Raw genomic sequence first — 23005 nt, 5'->3', positions numbered from 1 at the left:
GAAATGGCGGGCTGCTTTCCTATAATCGTGCAAGGGAGATGGCTTCCTGTGCTATTATCCGGTAAGCGATGTCGTCCATGGGCGGGTTATGCAGACCAGCCCGGACATGCTGCCAGTAGCGATGGAGTGGGTTTTTCTCAGAAAGACTGCGGGCCCCGACAATTCTCATTGCCATATCCGTTACCTCAATCGCCGTATTTGTGACGAAAGATTTCGAAGCGGCCATTTGCGTTTTAATCGACACATCAGGTTCACGGTCATACAACTCGGCTGTCCGATATAAAAACTGCCGTGCAGCCATTAACTTCATGTCCATTTCACCAATTAACTGTTCTGTGACAGGCAATGTGCCGATCGGCTGATCAAGAGAGGCTGGTGTATAATCGGCCGCAAATTGAATGGCATAATCTCGCGCTGCACCGGCAATGCCGATGTAACACGCGGGAATATGCAAAAGCGATCCTTTTCTGCGGAGTTTTGCCCCTTGGTCCAGCTTTTCTACAATATAATGTTCTGGAATACGGACATTTTCCAGAAGCAGATCATGGCTTGCAGTCCCACGCATCGCGACGCTGTCCCATGTTTCACGAATCGTTACACCTGCATTGGCTGCTGGAACGAGAAATACTGCAGATTCTTCCGATCCTTGAATAGTCGCAGACACAAAAATATAATCCAAAACGGGCGCAGCCGAGGTGAATGTTTTTTCACCGTTTACTATATATTCTTTACCATCGAGTACAGCGGTCGTTTTAAATGCAGCCCCCCGAAGCGGACTGCCGGCATTTCTTTCGCTCGCTGCTGCATTTATAAGCTTACCTTTTTGTATTTCTTCCCGTAAAAACTCTTCAACATCCGGATTCCAATGCCCGTGTTCCACAAACTCCATAAGCAGACCTGTATGCCAGCCGATCGAGAGCGCAGTTGCACCGCATCCTTTTGCAATCGTCTCCTGACATTGAACATATTCGATTAGCGACATTCCACCATTTTCCGTCAGCATCGCTTTCGTATAGCCAATTTTTTTCAAGTCTTCTATATTTTCAAACGGAAATGAATTCAGTTGATCGAGAGCCGGTTCTCTCTTTTGAAATACCGGTATAAGTGTTTGTAATTTCTCTAACATTTCCATGAATTGTCCCCTTCTTTCTTTTGTCTTCTTGTATCGTACGAAGAACAGCCTCATAACGCAAATAAAAAGGAGCGCACCCACAGTAGGGTACACTCCAACTTATTACGCGCGAGAAACGTAGGATCCATCCGTTGTATTGATGATAAGGACATCACCTTCGTTAACAAAGAATGGAACGTTAACAGAAAGGCCTGTTTCAACGATTGCCGGTTTTGTACCGCCTGAAGCTGTATCGCCTTTAATGCCTGGTTCCGTTTCCGTTACTTTCAACTCAACCGTGTTTGGAAGCTCAACACCAAGTGTTTCTGTTCCATACATCATAATAGATACTTCCATGTTTTCTTTCAAGAACTTCAATTCGTACTCGATTTGAGTTGCCGGAAGTTCGATCTGATCGTATGATTCATTGTCCATGAAGACATGTTGATCGCCATTCGCGTACAAGTATTGCATACGACGGTTATCAATTTGTGCTTTTCCTACTTTTTCACCGGCACGGAATGTTTTTTCCTGAATCGCGCCTGTCCGCAAATTGCGCAGTTTAGAACGGACAAACGCTGCACCTTTACCTGGTTTTACGTGCTGAAAATCAACAACGCGCCAGATTCCGCCGTCCGTTTCAATTGTTAAACCTGTACGAAAATCATTTACTGAAATCATGTGTTGTCCTCCTGAAAATTACAAAATAATAAGTTCTTTTGCGGAATGTGTGAGCAGTTCGTTTCCGCTCTCAGTCAGTAGAATATCGTCTTCGATCCGTACACCGCCAATTCCCGGCAAATAAATGCCCGGTTCAACCGTTACGACCATGCCGCATTCAAGCGGCTTATCGTTTCGGAATGAAAGTGTCGGGTTTTCGTGAACTTCAAGTCCGAGCCCATGTCCGGTCGAGTGACCAAACGCCTCACCGTATCCTTTTGCTTTGATGATGTTACGCGTTACAGCGTCCGCTTCCTTTCCAGTCATACCCGGTCGAATTTGATCGACAGCAGCCATCTGTGCTTCTAGAACAATTTCATAAATTTCTTTCAGTTGTGATGATGGTTCACCCACAGCCACAGTGCGCGTTATGTCAGACGCATACCCTTTATGAAAGGCACCGAAATCAAGTGTGACAAAATCCCCTGATTCAATTATTTTATCAGTCGCTACACCGTGAGGCAGAGCCGATCGCACACCTGAAGCAACAATTATATCAAAAGAAGAGGATGCAGCTCCGCATTTTCTCATGAAAAACTCAAGTTCATTGGCCACATCAATTTCCTTTACCCCCGGTTGAAGAAAATCTAGAATGTGTTTGAACGCTGTATCCGCAATATCACACGCTTCCTTTAATATCTTAATCTCTGAATCCGTCTTAATCAAGCGCAAGTTTTCTACGATTCCAGCTACCGGCTTGAGCGAGCCATTAAATTGTGCGTTTATGAGTTCATACTCTTGGTACGTCATGTACTCCTTTTCAAACCCGAGCCTGTTAACACCAAGCTTTTCAGCATATTCCATTGCCTCCTGCAGAAGAGGTTTCGTATGCTTGACAATTGTAAATTCAACTGCCTGCTTGGCAGCTTGCTCAGTGTAGCGAAAATCTGTAAAGAAAACGGCATCATTCTGCGTAACAAGTGCCGCGCCTGCTGTGCCTGTAAATCCCGTTACATAACGGCGGTTATATGGACTCATAATGAACAGACCATCGATGGAATCTTCCGTTAGCTGAACACGGATTCTTTCAAGTAAAGACATGTTTATTCCCCCCGATTGATTAAAAAGTCAAGCGCCATTTCGTACCCGTACAGACCAAAACCACAAAGTTGACCGGCCGCATGAGGAGCTACAACAGAATGATGCCGAAATTCTTCACGCGCATGAATGTTTGAGATATGTACTTCTACGACCGGCACATTAATGCCCGCAACCGCGTCGCCAATAGCGTGGCTATAGTGTGTGAATGCTCCAGGGTTAAAGATAATTCCGTCCATGCCTTCATCTTCTGCCTTATGAAGCCGTTCCACAATCTCACCTTCGAAATTGGAATGGAATGGTATAATTTCCACTCCCGCTTTTTTGCCGCGCGCAACCACCCGTTCTTCCAGTTCCTTAAGTGTCGTATAACCGTAAATTTGCGGCTCACGCTTACCAAGCCTGTTTAAATTAACACCATTCATCAATAAAAACTTCATTCGTCCATGTCTCCCGCCTATTCCATTTTCCCGAATATTTTACCATATTCAACTGTTAAAATACTACCTGCCCCGTTCATGAATCCATGAGATAGACATACTGATGAACACACAATAACATAAAAGAAGACAAAAGACTGTTATCATATTAAGCGTACTATGAGAAATGAATGAATATAACAGTAAAAAAAGGACGAAGCCGAAAACGATTCCCGTAATGAAAGGCTTTCTTTTCCTAAGCAGTGCATAGTATAATAAAGAAAGAATGATGGAAATTAATACAATACCAATTATAGCAATGATATCTTGAATGACCGCTGAGCGATGCAAGGATAGAACAGGGGACGCTGGATCAAATTTGGAAAAATGAAATGTATTCGCAAGCCAGCTGAAGAAAAAAAATAGAATACCGGCCACAATGCCCGTTTGTATCGTTTTTCCAATAAAATAATCTGAATGTTTAGAATCGTTTTGTTTGCCCATTCTTGTTCCTCCATCTGATAAGTCTCGCTTTTATTTTTGCCTCATTCTCGATAAAATATGATTACTACCTGTCTTGTTTTGCCAAGATGAATGAAAGAAGGAACTAATGAATGAGTAATGAAAAGCCGGTTTATGGAGGTCAGGCCGTTGTTGAAGGCGTGATGTTTGGCGGCAAAAAACATACGGTAACAGCAATCCGGCGCAATGACGGATCGATTGAATACTTTCATTTGCCCCGTGTTGTTCGCCCCGCGCTTCAAACGATTAAAAAAATCCCTTTTATACGCGGCATTGTGGCAATTTTAGATGCAGCAGCTACTGGTTCAAAACACTTAAATTTCGCCAATGATCGATATGATGTTAAGCCGGGTGAAGAAGAAAATGAGCCAGCAGAAGAACCATCCAAACTGACGCTTATTTTAGGTGTGGCTCTTGTGGGGATTTTATCGTTTTTATTCGGCAAGTTCGTTTTTACGCTTGTGCCTGTCTTTCTGGCCGAACTAACACGCCCCGTTTTCACTGGTGATTTTGCCCAAATTTTAGTCGAGGGAGCATTTAAGCTTTTGCTGCTGCTCGTCTATATTTATTTTATCTCGATGACGCCGATTATTAAACGGGTATTTCAATACCATGGAGCGGAGCATAAAGTGATTAATGCGTATGAAAACGGTCTGCCGTTAACGGTTGAAAACGTACAGAAGTCATCACGCCTTCACTACCGCTGCGGATCGAGTTTTATTTTATTTACAGTAATCGTCGGTGTGTTTGTGTATATGTTTGTCCCGCTTGAACCGCTTTATGTCCGCGTCTTAAACCGGATTGCGCTTATTCCAGTCGTACTCGGTATTTCATTTGAAGTATTACAGCTGACAAATAAAGTCCGAGATATACCTGTATTGAAATTTCTTGGCTATCCTGGGCTATGGCTTCAGCTTCTGACAACGAAAGAACCATCCGATGATCAAGTCGAAGTAGCCATTGCATCTTTTGAGAAATTAATTTCCATCGAAGAAAGTGTTGAAAAGGGGTTAAAATCAGACGAAATTGTCTAATATGTAAGTAACACTATTTCCGGGAGGTGGCTTTAATGAATATTCGTACTGTTGTAACGTCCGTGATTGTCGCGTTTGCTGCCATTGGTCTTCTATCTATGCTGATCACCTCTCCCGGGCAGCTCATGCGGCAGCTTATTTTCACCGTTGTTTCCGTTGCCATTGTGATCTTTTTGTTCCGTCTGTTTATGAGAAAACGCACCGGCAGCATCAACGAGGACCGCGCGTATTCAAAAGCTGTCAAGCAGTCAAAAAAACGGCACAGCCCGAAAACAAAATATGCGCCGTTCCGTGCTTCTTCTCTTTCACCTAAGCAAAAAAAGAAGCCGGTCCGACGCAAAAAACCTTCTCACTTAACAGTTATAGAAGGCAATAAAGGGAAACGCGGCACACGCGCTTCGTCTGAATGATTCCGCCAGAAAAACTGGTGGTTTTTTTTATGTTAAGTCTAAAAAGGAGCCGCTCCATACCAGGAGCGGCTCTTTCGTTTTTATTTATAGTCCACATTTTAACTGGGCGCCGCAGTTTGTGCATGTGTTGCAGCCACCTAGTTCTTCTACTGTACCTTTACGGCAGACCGGGCACGTATTCCCAACCTCACTGCCGATTGTAACGTCTGTTGAACGAAGATCCTGAATCGTATCAACAAGCACGACATGGTTTTCAAATTCTTTTGTTTCTTGTTTTGATTCAGCATCAAAGTCGTTTTCTTCCGCTTTAAGCGTCAATACTTGAGCGTCACGGCTTCCGTCAACATATACGGTACCACCTTTTGCTCCGCCTTTATACAGACGCTCATAAACGTCCTGTACTTGATCAACAGTGTAACCGCGTGGAGCGTTTACCGTTTTTGAAATAGAACTGTCAATCCAGCGCTGGATGACACATTGAACATCCGCATGCGCTTCTGGAGCAAGACTCATTGCTGTAACAAAGTACTCTGGCAATTGTTCCGGATCCGCCTCCGGATTACGTGCAAGATAATCGGTTACGATATCTGCTTTTACCTCGATAAATTTACCGAGACGTCCGCTGCGGTAATACGTGAATGAGAAATAAGGTTCGAGTCCCGTTGACACGCCTACCATTGTACCAGTACTGCCTGTTGGCGCAACTGTCAATAAATGAGAGTTGCGAATACCATTTTCGACGATTGCCGCGCGAACATCTTCAGGCATTTTCTTCATATAACCTGTGTTAATGAAAGCATTGCGAAGGCGATTTGTCTCCTCAAGGGTTTCTCCTTCAAGGAATGGGAAGCTGCCCTTTTCTTTTGCAAGCTCAACAGACGTTTCATACGCTGTTACAGCGATTGCTTCAAATACTTGGTCGACAAGTTCGTTGCCTTCCGGCGAGCCATACTCTTTTTCACAATAAATGAGCAAGTCCGCAAGACCCATCACCCCAAGTCCGACACGTCGTTCGCCAAGCGCCTGCTTTTGGTTCTCTTCAAGAAAATAAGGCGTCGCGTCGATTACGTTGTCCTGCATACGTACACCAGTGCGGACCGTTTCTTTCAGCTTTTCGAAATTCACTGTTTTCGACTCTTTATTCGCCATCTCAGCAAGATTTACCGCTGCAAGATTACACACAGAGAATGGTGCAAGCGGCTGTTCTCCACACGGATTTGTTGCAACAACTTGTTGTCCGTATGCTTTAGCGTTCGTCATTTCGTTTGCATTGTCAATAAAGAAAATGCCCGGTTCTGCAGAGTATGTCGCGCAGACGTTAATCAAGTTCCATAATTCGCGCGCGCGGATTTTTCGATACGTGCGGATTTCATGACCCTGTTTTTCCCATTCACGAACGTCGCCTACTTTGTGCCAGTTTTTATTATAATTGTCCATTTCCTCTTTGCTGTATTTTTCAACAGCCGGAAAACGGAGAGCATATTCAGCATCGTTTTCGACCGCTGCCATGAACTCTTTCGTTAAGCAAATCGAAATGTTCGCACCGGTTAAAAATTCAGGGTTGTGTACACTGTACGTGCCTCCTGTGCGAAGCTTTTCTTCTGCTTCTTTAAAGATTTCAGGGCTGAAACCGCCATAGCCTGGTATGTTTTTGTAGTTTACAACGCCCTGGTACATTTGCTCTTCACGTTCTGTTAACGGTTTAAAGTTAAGCTTATCTTTCGCCGCTTTTTTAATTTGTTCGTCTTCTGTATTTTCAAGCAAGTACCGCAAAATACGCGGATTTTGCATTTTTGAAATAATGAATTCAACAATGTCTGGGTGCCAGTCCGCAAGCATGATCATTTGAGCTCCGCGTCTTGACCCTCCTTGTTCAACTAGATGTGTCAATTTCGCTATATCATCAAGCCATGAAACAGAACCGGATGATTTCCCGTTCACACCCTTAGCGAGCGTGTTGCGTGGACGAAGTGTAGATCCGTTTGTGCCGACACCGCCGCCACGGCTCATGATTTCCATCACCTGTTTGCGGTGTTCAGAAATGCCTTCGCGTGAATCAGCGACAAATGGCATTACGTAGCAGTTAAAGTACGTTACATCTGTCTCAGCACCCGCTCCGTACAAGACGCGTCCAGCCGGAATAAAATTCAAGTTTACAAGTTCGTTGTAAAACTTATCGAACCATTCTTTACGCTTTTCTTCTGTTTTTTCAACAGAAGAAAGACCGTATGCATTTCGTTTCGCAATTTGCTCGTAGAATACTTCAAGCGGTTTTTCAATGACATCAAGATTACGCTCAACAATGCCTGTTTCAGCTTCCTCTGGGTCATCAATCGCACTTCTATACTCTTCGTCAATCAATATAGAAGCTTTTTTGGCTTCACGGTCTATTGATGTAATAAAGCCAGTACCACGAGCCGGAAATTTCGGATCTTCTTTAATCGTCAGCACGACAAAATCACCTTCAGTGAGCGTGATTTTTTCCGTATCTTTAAACGAATAACGGTCAATCATGACAAGACGGGAAACACCTTTGTGTGTGATATTCATATCAGGTGTTATTGGGTGAACCTGAGGAAAAATGCTGATGTCCTTATTTAAATTGTCGACATTAATCGACATTTGTTTCGTGGACGCAACAGACATATAAAACAACTCCTTTATCATACTGTTTCATTAACCTATACCCATGTTTGAGAAAAAAAAACGAAAACAAACACAATATATTGTGTTTGTTTTATTATTTACATTCTATATATTGATTGAGAAACATAGTTTTGTCAAGGTGCCTGCTCATGAAAAAAGCCGCGAAAACGCACGCTTCCTGTAAAATATACGTAAAAATATATTTTTTTGGACCGTAAAAAATTCCCGGCAAAAGCCGGGAACATTATCTCCGGAGATTCCAATCATTATTTTCATAACGTTCTTTTTGAATCACTTCAATTTGATAAAGTTGCTTCTCCGTTAAAACAAGCGGCTTCAAATTGACGTTCAAACCTATTTCAAATCCATTTTTAAACGCAGCACGAGCCTCATCCAGCGTTACACGACGCGGACTGATTGCATTGATCGCTACTGCTTTGTCTTTGAATGCCCGCTGCATCCTTTCTTTCACCCGGTCGTTCGCATAATGGAAAAGGCTAAATAGCTTGTCTTCATCAATATCAAGTAATATTGAGCCGTGCTGCAAGATTACCCCTTTTTGTCTTGTTTGCGCACTTCCGGCTACTTTTCGTCCTTCAACAACAAGTTCATACCAGCTCGGTGCATCAAAACAGACACTTGAGCGCGGATTTTTCAAACTGGCTTTTTCCTCTTCCGTTCTCGGAATGGCAAATTCAGCATCAAGACCAAGCAAACGAAATCCTTGCAGTACGCCTTCCGAAATGACGCGGTACGCTTCTGTTACACCATCTGGCATTTCAGGATGCTCTTCACTGACGATGACGCTGTATGTAAGTTCATGTTCATGTAATACGCCTCTGCCGCCGGTCGGACGCCGTACAAAACCAAGTCCGTGCTCCTGAAGCGCATGAAAGTTCACTTCTTTTTCTGCTTTTTGAAAATAACCAATCGACAGCGCCGCAGGCTCCCATCCGTAAAAACGGACAACTGGCGGGATTTCCCCTTTGCTATGCCAGTCCAGCAACGCTTCATCTACAGCCATATTATAGGCGGCACCATGGTTTCCAGTATCAAGAAATGCCCACGTTTCTTTCTTCACTTTAAACGCCTTCTTTTCGTTGTGAATTCCCTCATACAGTCTAACAAATCATGCGAAAAAATCATAGCCTTGAACACTTCTTTTTTAAAGAGAATTTTCTTTTCATCTGATATCGGGATAGATATAATATAAGGAGCAGTTTATTCGAAAGGGGAACACCACATTGCTTTACTCTATCGCCGCAGTGCTCGGAGCGATTATTTTTTACGCTCTATTTATGTATTTTTCCCAGAAACGCGCGGTTAAGCCGCTTAGCCAGGAAGAATTTGTGCAAGGGTACCGGAAAGCGCAGCTCATCGATGTGCGCGAACCGAATGAATATAATGGCGGGCACATTCTCGGTGCACGCAATATTCCCGTCACGCAAATGAAACAGCGCATGAAGGAGATTCGTTCTGACAAACCTGTTTATTTGTATTGCCAGAGCGGACTTCGGAGCGGAAGAGCAGCGCAAATGCTGTATCGAAAAGGGTACCGCGACATTTACCATCTGCAGGGCGGTTTCAAAAAATGGACAGGAAAAATCAAAACGAAATAATAAAAAAGCAGCCTGATATTTCAGTGCTGCTTTTTTATTATTCATCCAAACCGATCTTCTCTGCCGGTATGAAATTCATTCATATAATCTGCTCAATCGGGCATACTGTTCCCATCAATCTCTTTTAGTAAGCATCATCATATGGTTCAGAAACTAGATTGGAAAGGAGGCAATGTAAATTGAAACCACCGATAATTTATGATGATTCATGGGAACAACAGCTGCCTGAGCGTGTACAATCTTCAAATATTATCAGCAGCTGGCCGCTTTTCAAATTAACCGTAGAAACGAAAAAGCAAATCATCCCTGATGATTTCCATGGATTGCTTACGCCTTCTTTTCTTCCTTCTATCGATTTTCTCCCGCATCAAACAGCTGCAGCTCGCACCGTTATGGAAGAAATGAACGGAACAGCTATTTTAGCTGATGAGGTTGGACTCGGGAAAACGATTGAAGCTGGACTAATATTAAAAGAGTATATGCTTCGCGGTCTCGTATCCCGCGCCCTTATTTTGACGCCAGCCTCACTTGTAAATCAGTGGGCAAGGGAACTAAGAGAAAAATGCCAAATATATTCACTCATTCAAAAGAAGAATCCGGACTGGTCATGGAACGGCGTGCAAATAGCGTCTATCGATTCTGCCAAACAGCCGAAAAATGCGGAAATGATTGCCGATCTTTTATTTGACATGGTCATTATCGATGAAGCGCATCGTTTGAAAAATCCGGCTACATTAAACTATCGATTCGTCCGCCGATTGAACAAAACATATTGCCTTTTGTTAACTGCGACACCTGTACAGAATAATGTTGACGAACTATTTCATCTTGTTTCATTGTTAAAACCAGGACACTTTGGCAGCAATGTGTCCTTTAACACTCGTTTTAAAAGCGGGAAGCGTTCCATTCAGGATCAGGAATCATTTAAGGCATTATTACAGAAAGTGATGATCCGAAACCGGCGTGATGAAACGGAACAGCAGCCTGTCAAACGCTTCGTTGAAACAATCAGGATTAACCCGTCTCCAGAAGAAAAAATATTTTATGACGCACTCGCCCGCCTAAAAGATGCTGTTCCAAATGCGATGACATTGTTAACACTGCAACGTGAAGCATGCAGCAGTAAATTTGCAGCACTCAGCACCATTCAGAAACTGCCTGGGCAAGAACGGGAAGAAGTTTCAAAGCTCGCCGAAGACATTACAGTGAATTCGAAAGCGGAAAAAGCGATGTCTATCATAAAAAAGCAGCCTGAAAAAACCATCATTTTTACACAATATCGGGCTACACAGCGCTATCTGGAACATTATTTTCACGAACAGGGAATACCGGCGGTTTCATTTCAGGGTAATTTTAAAAAAGGGAAAAAAGACTGGATGGTTGAACTGTTTAAAGGACCGGCTCAAGTCTTAATTGCAACAGAATCAGGCAGTGAAGGTCTTAATTTGCAATTTTGCCGCCGCCTGATAAACTTTGACCTACCCTGGAATCCGATGAAGCTTGAACAGCGGATTGGCCGGATTCACCGATTCGGGCAGGATCAGGATGTACACATCTATCATTTGGCGTATGAACAGTCAGTGGAAGATCGGATGCTTACACTCCTTCATGAAAAAATTCATTTATTCCAGTCAGCGATTGGCAAGCTGGATGATATTCTTGATCAGAACTGGATTGAAGATCATTTACACGACGCATTTCATAATTCAAAAAGTATTCGTGAGTGGGAAATAAAAGTTCATAATCTTGCTGCCGCACTGGAGTGATTACCATGATGTCTTTTCTCAAACAGTTTTTTAACGCCTGTCACTGCCAAATCATCAGCCATGATGATCAATCCATAACTGTAGAATTAACAGAAGAAGCGGACCGTGCCTTCATGAACCGCCCCTTTTACTGGTATTATAAGGATCGGCTGAACGAAAAGGGAGTACCAATGACCATTTCGTTTTTTGTAAAGAACACAGGTAAATCATTTCGTCCGCCTGAGGAGTACATTAATTTCGGCTCTCCTAGATTTCACCAGCTGCTCGATTATGCAAAAAAACAATCTTCATTTGTTCGCTTATATGAACAATGCAGCTCAGTAAAACCGATGAAACTGGAGCCGTGGCTATTCGTTCACTTTTTAGTTTCGTATGAAGCAAACGGAAAGAAAGAGCGTATCGAATCGCTAGCGATTCATTTAATCAGTGGCGTTATTTATCGTGACTTTTTATCAAAAATTTCCGAACTGCCTTTTGATCATACGATCCCTTCGTTTCATTACGTTCTTTCTCCGTTCATAACACCTGTAAGCGGCCTAAAGCGCCTTCGTCAACTTTTAGAGAATGAACTCGAGCAAGAAGACAACGACTGGTCAATACAGGCCAAAGAAAAACAAGAAAAAGAACTTGAACTTCTTCATTCATTTTACGAAGATTCTGAGAAGGACAACGAACTATATCAAAAGGAAAAAGAAGCAATCATGAGGCGGTTTGAACCTGCTATCCGCCTTTCTATATTAAACGGAGGACTTTTTTATTTATCTTCAGACCATTTTCATTCTTTTAAAAATGCTCAGTCCTTTTCGTAATTTGGCCTTCTGCTTTGTTATAAAAAAATGTTGAATAAAATGGCCTTCCCGTTCTATATGTCGTAATACGAATTCTCCGCTCCGTTGCTGAGCTATCTGTTATTTGCACCATTGTTGTCCCTTTATTTGTTTCCATCGAAAAAGAAGGAGCATCAGGATTTTCAAGCATATTCCGAATCGCCATTAATTCAATAATTCTCAACTCATAATACTCCGTTAGCTGGTTCGCTGTATTTATTTTTGTAACTGACGCTTCTGCTGCAATGACGGCGGCCGCACTCACCAGAAAAAGCAGTAAAAGCACATGCGGGTATATCATTCCCTTCTCATTTTTACGGAGTCTCTCTGTTAAAATGATAAAAAGAGGCTTCTTCTTCTTCTCCGTTTTGAAATGTGGCATGAATATATAGTTTCCCTCCTTCAAAAGAAAACACCGCCGTTTTAATATGCTGAAGCATGACCTCGTGGCCTCTCCCATTTATTTGCCGCCTCAGCTTGTCCTGATACTGGCTAATCGAAGTGAGGGCATCCGCCTCCCCGTAATACAATTTCCCGCCTGAAACATGCCAATTTTTAGACATTTGCATTTCATTACGAAGCTGTACAACAAATATTTCCCATTCCATATTTTTTTCGGCTTTACTTGTCTCTATTGCACGGTATGCTGCATCGTACAAAAGTGGAAATGAGGCTGCACAAGCTAAAAAAACGATCAGAGCAATTAGTGCTTCTATAAGTGTAAAACCTCTATTGCTCTGAAACACATTTTGTTTTCGCCGGGGTTGACACACACGCCTGGTCTTTTCCATTCTTTGTCTCCCAATAAATTCTGCCAGTAAAATTCGAACCATCCATTTCTTTCGAGAAAGAAGCCTGCTCGTCAATCCGTGATTCTGCTTTTTCATATAACATTCTCATTCCTTCCTGCTGCTCCCACCTGTATGAAGTTTCAGCGGTCATCTTCATACAAAAAGGAAGGATAACCGAAGCTGCGATTAATAGTGCTGACAATGAGAGAATACTTTCAGCGAGAGTAAATCCACTTTCATTCTTCCAGAAAATAAAACCGTCCCCTTCCAATTAAAAAGATCAACTTTGTTCTTTTCTTATTTGTTTTAAAATAAACGGTCCCAAACTTGTTTGTCATACCCGATTTTAGGAACATAATATCTGGCATGCTTCCTTTTACCGGAATAAAATGATCCGGAATAGTCCGTTCAGCTAGTATCTGGCGATTAGACTCATACGTAGAAATACTGTATTTATGTTGTCCTGCTTCAAAAAAGTAGACGATAACGCCCACATTATTTACAATGGCATACGACTGCGCCTCCAATAAATCACGCTCAAGTTGATTGAAAAATTGCTGATCATTTACTTCATCAACTATATTTAATAGCGGAATAAGCGCTGCGCCAAAGCAAACCATAAACACAGTTAAAACAAGCATCATCTCGAGCAGCGTAAATCCTCCTTCATTACGAACCACTTACCTTTACTTCTCCTTCGCCATTAATCGTAATTGCAGCACCACCGGGACATTTTGTTTCATCCTTTCGCAAATACCCATCTGCTACCATCGTATCAATTGAATCAGGGTATTTATTATTATCAATACGATACGCCTGCACCTGACCTTGCACCATATGCTTAAATGCATCACAACCTTTGTTGTTAATATTTTTGCTTTGTTTTGCAACATTTGGAATGGCAATAAAAAGCAGTACAGTAATAACGAGCAGAACGATCATCATTTCTATTAAGGTAAAAGCCTGGTTATTTTTCAGCCAATTTTTCATTACCCGCTCCTCCTTTTTATACCGAGCCGATCATTTCGAACATTGGCAGCATAACTGATAAGTACACTGCCATAACAACTGTGCCTATAAACAAAAAGACGGCTGGCTGAATAATACCTGTCAACTTTTTAATTTTTTCTTCAACCAATTCATCACAAAATTCTGCATAAATGAGCAGCTCTTCTCCAAGACGCCCATTCGCGCCCCCATGTCCAATTAAAACCGACAGCTTATGATCAAACCACGGAATCTGTTTGATGGATTCCTGCAAAGACTCACCGTTCATTAACCGTTCATCAATCATTGTAGAAGCTGCAGTGAGCATCGGATAAATCGTCTGACGCTCAAATACTTCAAGCATTTCATTTACCGCAAAACCACTGTTTAATAGCTGTGCAGATTCCCGTGCAAAGAGCCGTGTAAAAAAAAGTTGAAAAAAAATTCGAACATACGGTATGCGGCTGAGCATATCTGCCCGTTTTTTCGGAGAAAGCATGCGATATCTTCCATACAAAAACATCGAAACGCCTATTACCCCAGGTATTAGCAGGAGTGTGAGCGGCGGCGCCCATTCTAGAAAGAAGAGAAGGACTAAAATCAGTCCAGCAGGCCTGTACCCCATTGATGCATGCAAATCATGAAACTGCGGGAGCACAAATGTATTTAAAACAGTCAGAAGGATAACTAATAAAAATAAAAGAAAGAGCGGATATTGAAGCAATTTCAACAATTTTTCCTTTGACTGTTCTGATTTTTTCCACTGCAAACCTGCGTGAAGAAGTGTGTCCTGAACATTCCCATGCTTTTCAGAGAAATATACTTGAAGACAAATAAGCGATGGTACGTGAAGGGTTTGAAGAATTTCATGCAGAGGTGTGCCAGTCTGAAGGATTTGCCGAACATGTTCCATTTGTTTCCGATTTAATCCAGGTATATTCATCATTAAAAAATCAATTGATTCACCAATTGTAAATCCTTTTTTCATCATTTCACCAAGCCGGTATATAAAGTCAGCCCCATTTTTCGCTGACATCCGCTTCCTCAAAAACCCAGCGAACCCACTCTTCTTGAGAGAGAAATCCATAGGCTATCCCCTTCCCAATTTCGTCTTTTAGCTTTTTGTACAATATTTTCCGCTCTCCAGTTCTCACCTCATTTAATATAGATTCAAGAATTGCCCCGGATAACAATTCACAAACAATTGCCTGTCTGGCTCCTTTATCACAATTAGGCTCACACTTTCCCTTACACAACGGACAATGAATACGGACAAGCCTTTGCGCTGTAATACCTGCGAGTGTCTGCCTGATTTCATGATGAGAAACACCAAATTCAAGAAGACGGCCAATTACACCGGCCGCATCACGCGCATGAATGGTTGATAAAACCAAATGACCGGTCAATGAACTTCTAACTGCCATTCGGGCCGTTTCTTCATCACGTATTTCTCCTACCATAATGACGTCCGGGTCGTGGCGCAAAATCGCCTTTAATCCGGTTGCGTACGTAATGCCTGCTTTTTCATTTACTTGTATTTGCAATAAAGAGTCATGTTGTTTTTCAACAGGATCCTCAAGGGTAATGACATGTTTGTTTAACTTTGAGGCACATTGCTGGATCATCGAGTAAAGCGTGGTGGATTTGCCGCTTCCAGTTGGACCGCTAAGCAAAATAAGCCCTGTTGAATGGTTCAATAAAGAAGTTAATTTTTTGGCAGTATGAGGGAAAAGAGTTAAATGAGAAAGAGCAGGTACCAGTTCTTGAGGAAGGAGCCGGATGACAAGACTCTCTTTTTGAGGAACAGCTGGGAGTGTTGAGATACGGAGTGATGTAGGTATGCCATTAATCGTTTGTTTAAACGATCCACTTTGGGGTTTACGTTTTTCACCTATGTCCATTGACGCTGTGAACTTTAAATACGAAATCATCTTTTCACCTTCACGAATTGAAAACGAATCAAAGACGGTTAGTATGCCCCCTGTCCGCATTTTCATTTTATAGCCGTTTACTTTCGGCGTTAAATGAATATCAGTTGCCTTCATTTGCACGGCAGTCTTTAATATGTGATCAATTCTTTGTTCAACTTGCAATCTATCACCTTCCCTCTTTTATTACACGATACTATATTTATCAGAAAATTTCATTACTTATTGACAACATTTACAAATTTTTAACAAAAAAAGCCTTTAAAGCAATTTGCTTTAAAGGCAGGAAGCGCTTTTAATGACCGCCGCTTCCAGGAGTCATCATAAATGTTGACCAGTATGTAAAACCTGCAAAAGCAACAGTCAAATACGCTCCGAAAACATAAATATACATGCGTTCAGAAAGACGTAAATAACCTAATAACAAGAAAAATCCAGTTTGACCTAAGAAAAGCAACGCTGTTTTATCCATGTGTCCGAGATAAAACATTAAAGCGAAGACCCCCGTCCAGAATGCCATTACGCGAAACATGCGATCCATTATGTATCCCTCCTCTATTCGTATACTACATCAATTCATATTATATAGGAATGAATATGAAATTGTAAATATTTCTTTAAATCAGTTAAAAAATGATAAAAAGAGAGGACCGGCCATTCGGCACCTCTCTTTTAATTAAAATCCATTTAAAAATGGATTGCTGTCCATTTCACTGATGATAGACGTAGCAGGTCCATGCCCAGGCAATACTATTGTTTCTTCTGGCAGTGCCAGCAGTTTGTTATGAATGCTATTAAGAAGTTCCTGATGATTTCCTCCTGGAAGATCCGTCCGTCCGATGCTTCCCATAAAAAGAGTGTCTCCCGCAAATAATGCACCGCCCTCTTCAAAATAAAACGAGAGGCTTCCTGGAGAATGACCGGGTGTATGATACAGCTTAAATTGAAACGGGCCGATTTCAAGCTCTTCTTCCAAATGCAAAATAAAGTCAGCGGGAGATGCTGTAATCGCACCCAGCCCAAACCGATTCGAACCGTTTAATTCAGGATTTTCCAGCCATTGCTCTTCTGCTTTGTGAACATAAACCGGGATGTTAAACGTCTGCCTAATATGTTCAACTGCACCGATGTGGTCAAAGTGAGCATGTGTCAGCAAAATAGCCAGCGGTCGTAAACTATTTTCATCCAGCCACTTAGCAAGCGTTTCACCTTCTGATCCAGGATCAAAAATGACGCATTCTTTTCCATGTGAAAGTACGTAGCAATTCGTCGCAAGCGGACCAAGCGGTAATTGTGTCCAATCCAAAAGAAAATCTCCACCTTTCCTTTTCCATACCTAATCATAACAGGAAATCTTGTATGTTAAAAGAACAATCCTTTTTCACTCTCGACAAAAATGGAAAAACAATATACAATATTTGTGTATGTACTGAATCTTTACATAGTTTTTATTGAGTTATTATAGAAAGGGGTTTCATGAAATGAACGGTTTAACGATTATATTCGCTTTAGTTACAATTCTTGCTGTTTTCAGTACGATCAGTGCTTTGAAAAACAAAAACCCTCTTGGTATTTTCTTTGGTCTCGGCACCGCCGGCGTGATCGGCTGGTTCACAATCATGACGATTATCAACCACGGTTATCCAGCAGCCCACTAAAAAAATTGGCATCTGTCAGAAATGACAGATGCTTTTTTTATGCAAAAAAACTGCCCCGAAAGGCAGTTTTTTATTCTTCTTTTTTTGCAGAATCCGGATCATAGAAACGAAGTAAATCTCCGTAAATAACACGGTCGGAATAGCTCAACTCTGTTGCTGCTTTTTCGATATAAGGCTCACAGTAACTATTATCTGTTGGCTGTTCCGTTTCTTTATCCCAACACTTATTGTCGGCGTACACATAGTCTTCTGTTATAAATCGGCCATCGCGGAATGCCGCGAAGCTTTCATGTTCTTCTGACAGTAAATCCTGACCGAATTGAATATCACCTTTCGTTTCAATTCCGAGCAAGTGTAACAATGTCGGACGTACGTCAACCTGACCACCGACAGTTGAAATTTCCTTTCCATCTACACCTGGAATATGAATCATAAAAGGTACTTTTTGCAGCTCTGCAGAAACAAATGGTGTCACTTCTTTCCCTAAATACTGCGACATGGCTTCATTATGGTTTTCAGAAATACCGTAATGGTCACCGTATAAAACGATGACAGAATCCTCATATAAACCTGATGCTTTCAATTCTTCTACAAAACGTTTGAGTGACTCATCTGTATAGCGGACCGTTACAAAATAACGATTGAGTGTGCCACTGTTTGAATTGTATTCATCGATCATTTTATCTTCTTCATCATAATAAAATGGATGATGGTTTGTAAGAGTGATCATTTTTGAGTAAAAAGGCTGTGGCATGTCTTTCATTAACCCGACAGACTGTTCAAAAAACGGAACGTCTTTCATCCCCCAGTTAACACTGTTGTCTTCAGTTACATTGTAATCAGATACTTCATAAAACCGCTCGTATCCAAGTGATTTGTACATGATGTCGCGGTTCCAGAAACTTTTATTATTTGCGTGCATCGCATTAGAATAGTAGCCGTTCTCTGCAAGCTTTTCCGCCATTGAAGTAAATTCGTTTCCAGAGTGCGTAAAGAATACAGCACCGCGGCTTAGCGGGTAAATCGAGTTCTCTGTTAAAAATTCTGCATCGGACGTTTTCCCTTGTCCGGTCTGATGATAAAAGTTTGTAAAGTTCAAGCTTTCTTTTGCAAAATCGTTTAAGAACGGTGTAATTTCCTGACCGTTCACTTCATTATTTAAAACAAAAGCTTGAGTGGATTCAACAGACACCATAATTAAGTTTTTGCCTTTTGCAATACCAAACAACTCATCATCCTGTTCAGCAAATTTTGCATCCGCAAAGTTCTCAATTTCTGTCAGTTCACTTCCATCTGCGAGTGCTCGCTGTGCAGAAGATTTTGACTGTAAAAACACGTCATAAATATGGTAATTGAATGTACCAATATTTTTAACAAGCATTTCGCGGTCAAAAGTCCTCGTTAAGAGTTGCGGACGTTCTACTTCTGCAAGGCCAAGGTTTAAAAACATAATGGCAACAGCTGATAGAAAGTATGCACGGCGGTTCATTTTTGACATTGGGCGGAATTTCACAATTGATGGCTTGAATTTTAACAAGAGGAATAAAATAATGACATCTGCAAAATATAAAATGTCAAATAAATTAAATTCTTCTGTTACGCTATTTCCAAGATCGGCAAAGTTGCTTGTTTGAAACAATAGCGGCATCGTAATGAAATCGTTGAAAAAACGGTAAAAAACGACGTTTGCATAAAGCAAAAACGTTAATAGGAAGCTCGTAAAAAGCAAATAGCGGTTGCGCGTTTTATCCGTTTTAAATAAAAAACCGATCCCCATTGCCAGCATAATGAAGCTTAGCGGGTTAATCAGCAAAATAAACTCTTGAAGCGCATTTTCAATGTCCATGTTAAAACTTGTTTTATAGACGATATATGTTTTCATCCATAAGAACAAAACGGCTACAGCAATTAGCGAAATGTTGCTGCGAATTGTTCTTTTCATCTTTCTAACCTCCTCGTTACATCTGTAACATTGTTCCGGGGTCGAACTGATCTTTCAACCTTTGTAAATTGCCTTCCACAATCTTAATACTTTTTTTACAAAAAATCAAACGGAATAAAACAGAAAATCAATATACTAGACCCATGACGGTTCTATATTAAATGAATACGTGTAGATTGCTAAAAAGTTTCAAAAAAAGTTCCAGCCCAGTAAACGCGGCTGGATTTTTTTATTAAACTGTCATCACTTTTGCCAGATAAGCTGCTCCAATTACACCGGCATCATTACCCAGCTTTGCTTTTTCAATTGAAAGAACATCCATCGCACGTGGAAAAGTAAATTGGCGCACATATCGTTCAAGCGGAATAAGGATTGCATCCCCCGCTTCAGATACGCCCCCTCCTACAACCACTTTGGCCGGGTTCATTACATTTGCAATATTTCCGATTGCAAGGCCAAGATAAAATGCACACCGGTCAATAACTCGTTTACCCGCTTCATCGCCTTCTGCTGCCCTTTCGAATACGGTCCGGGCATCAGGAGCATCTTTTCCCTCCATTTTGTAAAGGTTAACAATACCTGTCGCCGACGCCACTGTCTCCAAGCAGCCTCTTTTTCCACAATTGCACAATAACCCATTTTCTGGCATAACGGTTATATGGCCGATTTCACCCGCTGCTCCATTTACACCGGTAATAATCATCCCTTTGGACACAACACCGCCGCCAACCCCTGTACCGAGTGTTACGCACACAACATCGCCTGTACCGTTTCCGGCACCTCGCCACATTTCACCGAGTGCGGCACAGTTTGCATCATTTTCAACAAATACAGGCAATTCAAGCTCCTCTTCCAGCAATTTCTTCAAAGGGTAGCCATTCGCCCAGCCGATATTAACTGCGCCAGAAATCGTTCCTGTAACTGGATCAGCAGGACCAGGTGCACCAACTCCAACAGCTGATACATTTGCTGTTGTCAATCCTTCTGAATCGAGCTCGTTGTAAAAAGAACGTGAGATATGTGACACAATGTGTGCACCGCTGTCTGTCCGATCCGTCGGAATCGACCATTTACGAATTATATCACCGTCCGCTGTTAAAAATGCCATTTTAATGGATGTTCCACCAATATCACATGCTGCAAGCCATTTTTCTCCCATTATCCATTCTCCTGTTCCTTCTCTTTTTCAAGTGCAGTTTGCTGACGCAGAAGTAACAACGCCATTTGATATTCCTTTGTTTCAACAAGTTGGGACTGATAAAGTTCTTTCAGCTCAACTTCCATCATCTGCAGATCAGCTACTCGGTTGCCAATATACACAAATACGCCGTAACGTTTTAATAACTGCTGTACATCATAAATCGTTCTCATGTTTGTTCACCCGACCCATTAATCAAGTTTTTTCAAGAGTTTCTCATATTGCTTTTCATCAGGAGCATATCGATGCGCTTCAGCTATGGATTGCTTTGCTTTATCAAGCTCCCCGCTTTCAATATATATAAGTGTCAAGTTATAATGTGCTTCATGAAAATTTGCCCTTTCTTTAACTGCTTCTTTTAAATGGTTTTCCGCTTCATCTAAGCGGCCGTCCCTCATCTCAAAAAGCGAAAGAAAAAAATACGTTTCAGCAGAAGGGGTACCGCCATTCTCTATAAACGATTTTAACATTTGCTCTGCTTGTGCTTCATTACCAGCATTCATTTCATGCTGTACATGCAAATTAATTGAATTGGCATCAAGTGCTGCATAGCCGCTTTGAAAACCAATGAAGAGACCTGCTGCTACTGATAATACAGCAGCAACGCTAAACGCAAATTGCTGAAGGGCACGCCGCTTTTTCGGAAAATGAACGACGCCTGTTGCAAGAAATCCACCGATTAGCCCGCCTATATGACCAGCGTTGTCTACTCCTGGTACAGAGAAGCCGAATATTAGATTAATACCAACCACAACAAGTACGTTCATACCCATTGTACGAAAAAAAAGTTTCGGCTTAGTAACACCAAAATACAGCAGCGCGCCGAATAAGCCAAAAATCGCACCGCTCGCACCGGCTGAGAGGTTAGGTGTCAGTAAAAAACTAAGCAGGCTTCCGGTGAATCCTGAAAACAAATAAATCCATAAAAAACGGAGACGTCCATATATTTGTTCCACGGCCGTACCAAGATAATATAAAGCGAAAGAGTTCATGACGAGATGCAGTAATCCAATGTGTAGAAACACTGGTGTAATAAAACGCCACCACTCCCCCTCTAAAATTAGCGGATTAAATTTGGCACCATATTCAATCAATACTGCCATATTCGTACTGCCGCCTGTTAATGTCATCATCATAAACAAAATAAGGTTAATCGCTGTGAAGAAGTAGGTGAAGAATGGTTTTCCATAATGAAAAAAGCGCTGTTCTTCTTCTTTTCGCTTTACTTCATGTGATAAAACAGCTCTTTCATAAGCGGTTGCTTCGTCCTCTCCCCCATTGAAATCAAGACGCTCGGGAACAGGGGATAAAATCGTTTCAAGACGTTCAAGCGAGCCGTCCAGATCATTATCTGTAAAAAGCAGTGTCACCGCTTTTGTTTTACCACCTTTGGGCGATAAAACTGGCTTTAAGTATTGGGTGTAATCATCGACCGGTGGGTGAGGAGACACTACGATATTCAATAAAGACAATTTTCTTCCACCTATTTTTTTGCGAATTTGGTCAGCGTTCCAAACAATTCTTTCAATATCCCTCCGCAGTCCTGCTGCCCATCCGAGGTTTTGATTTGACAGCCGAACAAGAGAGGCGTGCTTAATTGACCGATTTTCAAGCCACATTTCCTGTCGGTCCGGGCTTAAGCGGGCAATTGTATATTCTTGCTCAACGACGAAAAAAAAGGCTAATCGCCAGAAGATCACATTTGTTTGTACATTCATTTCATCACTACTTTCGTACATCCTGTTGTTCTCACTATAGCGGAACACACTAAGCCGGTAAAGTACGAAGAATCAATTCGAACAATTTATGATACATGAGTCGGTTACAATTTTTTGAACAGGGAAATCATGGAGTTCAATAGGCACAGTATCACGCAGCTGGAACGAGCAGGCAAGTGACACCGTATCCCCTTTATATCCGGCTAAAAAACGATCGTAATAACCCCCGCCAAATCCGATTCTGTAGCCCTTTTTATTAAACAGAAGTCCAGGAACAACGACAAGATCAATCTTATCGCATGGAACAAGTTTTGTTTTACAAGGTGACGGTTCGTATAAACCAGCATACACTTTTTCAAGTTCCAAAAAATCAGACAGCATATAAAATTTCATTTCTTTCGTTTCCGGCAGACATTTTGGGACACACACTTTTTTCTCACTCATCCACGCCTGACGAATAATCGCCCATGTATCAACTTCAAACGGCGCTGACACTGTTATGGCAATGGTATCGGCAGCCTTCCATTCCGAAAGCGTATACAAACGTTGAGCAATTAAATAGCATCGTTGTTCGTATTCCGGTTTTTCAAGTGCAGATAATTGTGCTTTTATCTCTATTCGCATTTGTTTTTTATTCATCAGTACCTCCAGACAAAAGAAAAAACAGCAGG

At 41.7% G+C, this 23005-nt stretch carries 27 protein-coding genes; 6 read left to right on the top strand and 21 right to left on the bottom strand.

Annotated elements, in window-relative coordinates:
• Positions 1 to 19: 19 nt before the first annotated feature.
• The 5 genes from BTO28_RS07105 to BTO28_RS07085 form a co-directional block, all read right to left on the bottom strand.
• Complete coding sequence (locus BTO28_RS07105; protein ID WP_083711367.1) at positions 20 to 1132, bottom strand: acyl-CoA dehydrogenase family protein; 1113 nt, start codon at positions 1130 to 1132, stop codon at positions 20 to 22.
• Between the two features lie 102 nt (positions 1133 to 1234).
• Positions 1235 to 1792 carry an elongation factor P gene (gene efp / locus BTO28_RS07100; RefSeq protein ID WP_076764833.1) on the bottom strand — a complete coding sequence of 186 codons (558 nt, stop codon included), beginning with the start codon at positions 1790 to 1792 and terminating at the stop codon, positions 1235 to 1237.
• 18 nt (positions 1793 to 1810) lie between these two features.
• Entirely contained in the window at positions 1811 to 2872 is a 1062-nt protein-coding gene (locus BTO28_RS07095; RefSeq protein ID WP_076764832.1) for a M24 family metallopeptidase, read from the bottom strand.
• Positions 2873 to 2874: 2 nt separating this feature from the next.
• Positions 2875 to 3309, bottom strand: a complete 435-nt coding sequence (gene aroQ, locus BTO28_RS07090; RefSeq protein ID WP_076764831.1) for a type II 3-dehydroquinate dehydratase — start codon at positions 3307 to 3309, stop codon at positions 2875 to 2877.
• Positions 3310 to 3372: 63 nt separating this feature from the next.
• Entirely contained in the window at positions 3373 to 3792 is a 420-nt protein-coding gene (locus BTO28_RS07085) for a YqhR family membrane protein (protein ID WP_076764830.1), read from the bottom strand.
• A 110-nt stretch (positions 3793 to 3902) separates the two neighbouring features.
• On the opposite strand from BTO28_RS07085, the gene BTO28_RS07080 reads away from it, so the two are divergent.
• Together BTO28_RS07080 and BTO28_RS07075 are read left to right on the top strand one after the other, a co-directional pair.
• Positions 3903 to 4844, top strand: coding sequence for a DUF1385 domain-containing protein (locus tag BTO28_RS07080; RefSeq protein WP_076764829.1), 942 nt, complete (start codon positions 3903 to 3905; stop codon positions 4842 to 4844).
• Between the two features lie 35 nt (positions 4845 to 4879).
• On the top strand, positions 4880 to 5254 hold the full coding sequence (locus BTO28_RS07075) for an SA1362 family protein (protein ID WP_076764828.1): 375 nt from the start codon (positions 4880 to 4882) through the stop codon (positions 5252 to 5254).
• Positions 5255 to 5338: 84 nt separating this feature from the next.
• On the opposite strand, the gene BTO28_RS07070 is transcribed toward BTO28_RS07075, so the two are convergent.
• Together BTO28_RS07070 and BTO28_RS07065 are read right to left on the bottom strand one after the other, a co-directional pair.
• Positions 5339 to 7900: a vitamin B12-dependent ribonucleotide reductase gene (locus BTO28_RS07070; protein ID WP_076764827.1), complete on the bottom strand. Its 2562-nt coding sequence runs from the start codon at positions 7898 to 7900 to the stop codon at positions 5339 to 5341.
• Between the two features lie 244 nt (positions 7901 to 8144).
• Complete coding sequence (locus BTO28_RS07065; protein WP_076764826.1) at positions 8145 to 8981, bottom strand: lipoate--protein ligase family protein; 837 nt, start codon at positions 8979 to 8981, stop codon at positions 8145 to 8147.
• 217 nt (positions 8982 to 9198) lie between these two features.
• Here BTO28_RS07065 and BTO28_RS07060 point away from each other — a divergent pair, with 217 nt between their 5' ends.
• The 3 genes from BTO28_RS07060 (at position 9199) to BTO28_RS07050 (ending at position 12094) form a co-directional block, all read left to right on the top strand.
• The gene (locus tag BTO28_RS07060; protein WP_076764889.1) at positions 9199 to 9519 is read left to right on the top strand and encodes a rhodanese-like domain-containing protein; all 321 of its coding nucleotides are present in this window, start codon (positions 9199 to 9201) and stop codon (positions 9517 to 9519) included.
• Positions 9520 to 9698: 179 nt separating this feature from the next.
• Complete coding sequence (locus BTO28_RS07055; RefSeq protein WP_076764825.1) at positions 9699 to 11285, top strand: DEAD/DEAH box helicase; 1587 nt, start codon at positions 9699 to 9701, stop codon at positions 11283 to 11285.
• 5 nt (positions 11286 to 11290) lie between these two features.
• Positions 11291 to 12094, top strand: coding sequence for a YqhG family protein (locus tag BTO28_RS07050; protein WP_076764824.1), 804 nt, complete (start codon positions 11291 to 11293; stop codon positions 12092 to 12094).
• Here the strand turns inward: BTO28_RS07050 and BTO28_RS07045 are convergent.
• The 9 genes from BTO28_RS07045 to BTO28_RS07010 all read right to left on the bottom strand — a co-directional run bounded on the left by BTO28_RS07045 (position 12069) and on the right by BTO28_RS07010 (position 17124).
• Positions 12069 to 12413 (bottom strand): hypothetical protein, encoded by a 345-nt coding sequence (locus BTO28_RS07045; RefSeq protein WP_076764823.1) that lies wholly within the window; start codon positions 12411 to 12413, stop codon positions 12069 to 12071. The genes BTO28_RS07050 and BTO28_RS07045 overlap by 26 nt on opposite strands.
• Before the next feature lie 13 nt (positions 12414 to 12426).
• Positions 12427 to 12858: a competence type IV pilus minor pilin ComGF gene (gene comGF / locus BTO28_RS07040; protein WP_076764822.1), complete on the bottom strand. Its 432-nt coding sequence runs from the start codon at positions 12856 to 12858 to the stop codon at positions 12427 to 12429.
• A complete protein-coding gene (locus BTO28_RS17095) occupies positions 12842 to 13006 on the bottom strand; it encodes a hypothetical protein (RefSeq protein WP_158068789.1) in 165 nt (54 codons plus the stop codon). The genes comGF and BTO28_RS17095 overlap by 17 nt, the downstream gene beginning before the upstream one ends.
• A gap of 133 nt (positions 13007 to 13139) precedes the next feature.
• Positions 13140 to 13583, bottom strand: a complete 444-nt coding sequence (gene comGD, locus BTO28_RS07035) for a competence type IV pilus minor pilin ComGD (RefSeq protein ID WP_076764821.1) — start codon at positions 13581 to 13583, stop codon at positions 13140 to 13142.
• Positions 13573 to 13893, bottom strand: coding sequence for a competence type IV pilus major pilin ComGC (gene comGC / locus BTO28_RS07030; protein ID WP_076764820.1), 321 nt, complete (start codon positions 13891 to 13893; stop codon positions 13573 to 13575). Before comGC ends, comGD begins: the two co-directional genes overlap by 11 nt.
• Before the next feature lie 16 nt (positions 13894 to 13909).
• Positions 13910 to 14926, bottom strand: coding sequence for a competence type IV pilus assembly protein ComGB (gene comGB, locus BTO28_RS07025; RefSeq protein WP_076764819.1), 1017 nt, complete (start codon positions 14924 to 14926; stop codon positions 13910 to 13912).
• Entirely contained in the window at positions 14904 to 15983 is a 1080-nt protein-coding gene (comGA, locus tag BTO28_RS07020; protein WP_076764818.1) for a competence type IV pilus ATPase ComGA, read from the bottom strand. The genes comGB and comGA overlap by 23 nt, the downstream gene beginning before the upstream one ends.
• Before the next feature lie 130 nt (positions 15984 to 16113).
• Positions 16114 to 16359 (bottom strand): DUF2626 domain-containing protein, encoded by a 246-nt coding sequence (locus BTO28_RS07015; protein WP_076764817.1) that lies wholly within the window; start codon positions 16357 to 16359, stop codon positions 16114 to 16116.
• A gap of 135 nt (positions 16360 to 16494) precedes the next feature.
• The gene (locus BTO28_RS07010) at positions 16495 to 17124 is read right to left on the bottom strand and encodes an MBL fold metallo-hydrolase (RefSeq protein WP_076764816.1); all 630 of its coding nucleotides are present in this window, start codon (positions 17122 to 17124) and stop codon (positions 16495 to 16497) included.
• A 175-nt stretch (positions 17125 to 17299) separates the two neighbouring features.
• Here BTO28_RS07010 and BTO28_RS07005 point away from each other — a divergent pair, with 175 nt between their 5' ends.
• Positions 17300 to 17476, top strand: a complete 177-nt coding sequence (locus tag BTO28_RS07005) for a DUF2759 domain-containing protein (protein ID WP_076764815.1) — start codon at positions 17300 to 17302, stop codon at positions 17474 to 17476.
• Positions 17477 to 17546: 70 nt separating this feature from the next.
• Here the strand turns inward: BTO28_RS07005 and BTO28_RS07000 are convergent, their stop codons facing one another.
• From BTO28_RS07000 to BTO28_RS06980, 5 genes are all read right to left on the bottom strand, one after another.
• The gene (locus tag BTO28_RS07000) at positions 17547 to 19418 is read right to left on the bottom strand and encodes an LTA synthase family protein (protein ID WP_076764814.1); all 1872 of its coding nucleotides are present in this window, start codon (positions 19416 to 19418) and stop codon (positions 17547 to 17549) included.
• A gap of 232 nt (positions 19419 to 19650) precedes the next feature.
• Positions 19651 to 20577 carry an ROK family glucokinase gene (locus BTO28_RS06995; RefSeq protein WP_076764813.1) on the bottom strand — a complete coding sequence of 309 codons (927 nt, stop codon included), beginning with the start codon at positions 20575 to 20577 and terminating at the stop codon, positions 19651 to 19653.
• Positions 20577 to 20789, bottom strand: coding sequence for a YqgQ family protein (locus BTO28_RS06990; RefSeq protein WP_076764812.1), 213 nt, complete (start codon positions 20787 to 20789; stop codon positions 20577 to 20579). Before BTO28_RS06990 ends, BTO28_RS06995 begins: the two co-directional genes overlap by 1 nt.
• Before the next feature lie 18 nt (positions 20790 to 20807).
• Complete coding sequence (locus BTO28_RS06985) at positions 20808 to 22355, bottom strand: rhomboid family intramembrane serine protease (protein WP_083711361.1); 1548 nt, start codon at positions 22353 to 22355, stop codon at positions 20808 to 20810.
• Positions 22356 to 22406: 51 nt separating this feature from the next.
• Entirely contained in the window at positions 22407 to 22973 is a 567-nt protein-coding gene (locus BTO28_RS06980; protein ID WP_076764811.1) for a 5-formyltetrahydrofolate cyclo-ligase, read from the bottom strand.
• Positions 22974 to 23005: the final 32 nt, after the last annotated feature.

The sequence above is a fragment of the Domibacillus epiphyticus genome, assembly GCF_001975785.1.
Taxonomy (GTDB): Bacteria; Bacillota; Bacilli; order Bacillales; family Domibacillaceae; genus Domibacillus; species Domibacillus epiphyticus.
This window is presented reverse-complemented; position numbering and strand designations above follow the sequence as displayed.

Excerpts from the sequence above, each read along its gene's own strand:
- BTO28_RS07105 (WP_083711367.1), bottom strand. The coding sequence starts at position 1,132 with ATGGAAATGTTAGAGAAATTACAAACACTTATACCGGTATTTCAAAAG.
- efp (WP_076764833.1), bottom strand. The coding sequence starts at position 1,792 with ATGATTTCAGTAAATGATTTTCGTACAGGTTTAACAATTGAAACGGAC.
- BTO28_RS07095 (WP_076764832.1), bottom strand. The coding sequence starts at position 2,872 with ATGTCTTTACTTGAAAGAATCCGTGTTCAGCTAACGGAAGATTCCATC.
- aroQ (WP_076764831.1), bottom strand. The coding sequence starts at position 3,309 with ATGAAGTTTTTATTGATGAATGGTGTTAATTTAAACAGGCTTGGTAAG.
- BTO28_RS07085 (WP_076764830.1), bottom strand. The coding sequence starts at position 3,792 with ATGGGCAAACAAAACGATTCTAAACATTCAGATTATTTTATTGGAAAA.
- BTO28_RS07080 (WP_076764829.1), top strand. The coding sequence starts at position 3,903 with ATGAGTAATGAAAAGCCGGTTTATGGAGGTCAGGCCGTTGTTGAAGGC.
- BTO28_RS07075 (WP_076764828.1), top strand. The coding sequence starts at position 4,880 with ATGAATATTCGTACTGTTGTAACGTCCGTGATTGTCGCGTTTGCTGCC.
- BTO28_RS07070 (WP_076764827.1), bottom strand. The coding sequence starts at position 7,900 with ATGTCTGTTGCGTCCACGAAACAAATGTCGATTAATGTCGACAATTTA.
- BTO28_RS07060 (WP_076764889.1), top strand. The coding sequence starts at position 9,199 with ATGTATTTTTCCCAGAAACGCGCGGTTAAGCCGCTTAGCCAGGAAGAA.
- BTO28_RS07050 (WP_076764824.1), top strand. The coding sequence starts at position 11,291 with ATGATGTCTTTTCTCAAACAGTTTTTTAACGCCTGTCACTGCCAAATC.
- BTO28_RS07045 (WP_076764823.1), bottom strand. The coding sequence starts at position 12,413 with ATGATATACCCGCATGTGCTTTTACTGCTTTTTCTGGTGAGTGCGGCC.
- BTO28_RS17095 (WP_158068789.1), bottom strand. The coding sequence starts at position 13,006 with ATGTTATATGAAAAAGCAGAATCACGGATTGACGAGCAGGCTTCTTTC.
- comGC (WP_076764820.1), bottom strand. The coding sequence starts at position 13,893 with ATGAAAAATTGGCTGAAAAATAACCAGGCTTTTACCTTAATAGAAATG.
- comGB (WP_076764819.1), bottom strand. The coding sequence starts at position 14,926 with ATGTCAGCGAAAAATGGGGCTGACTTTATATACCGGCTTGGTGAAATG.
- BTO28_RS07015 (WP_076764817.1), bottom strand. The coding sequence starts at position 16,359 with ATGGATCGCATGTTTCGCGTAATGGCATTCTGGACGGGGGTCTTCGCT.
- BTO28_RS07005 (WP_076764815.1), top strand. The coding sequence starts at position 17,300 with ATGAACGGTTTAACGATTATATTCGCTTTAGTTACAATTCTTGCTGTT.
- BTO28_RS07000 (WP_076764814.1), bottom strand. The coding sequence starts at position 19,418 with ATGAAAAGAACAATTCGCAGCAACATTTCGCTAATTGCTGTAGCCGTT.
- BTO28_RS06995 (WP_076764813.1), bottom strand. The coding sequence starts at position 20,577 with ATGGGAGAAAAATGGCTTGCAGCATGTGATATTGGTGGAACATCCATT.
- BTO28_RS06990 (WP_076764812.1), bottom strand. The coding sequence starts at position 20,789 with ATGAGAACGATTTATGATGTACAGCAGTTATTAAAACGTTACGGCGTA.
- BTO28_RS06985 (WP_083711361.1), bottom strand. The coding sequence starts at position 22,355 with ATGTACGAAAGTAGTGATGAAATGAATGTACAAACAAATGTGATCTTC.
- BTO28_RS06980 (WP_076764811.1), bottom strand. The coding sequence starts at position 22,973 with ATGAATAAAAAACAAATGCGAATAGAGATAAAAGCACAATTATCTGCA.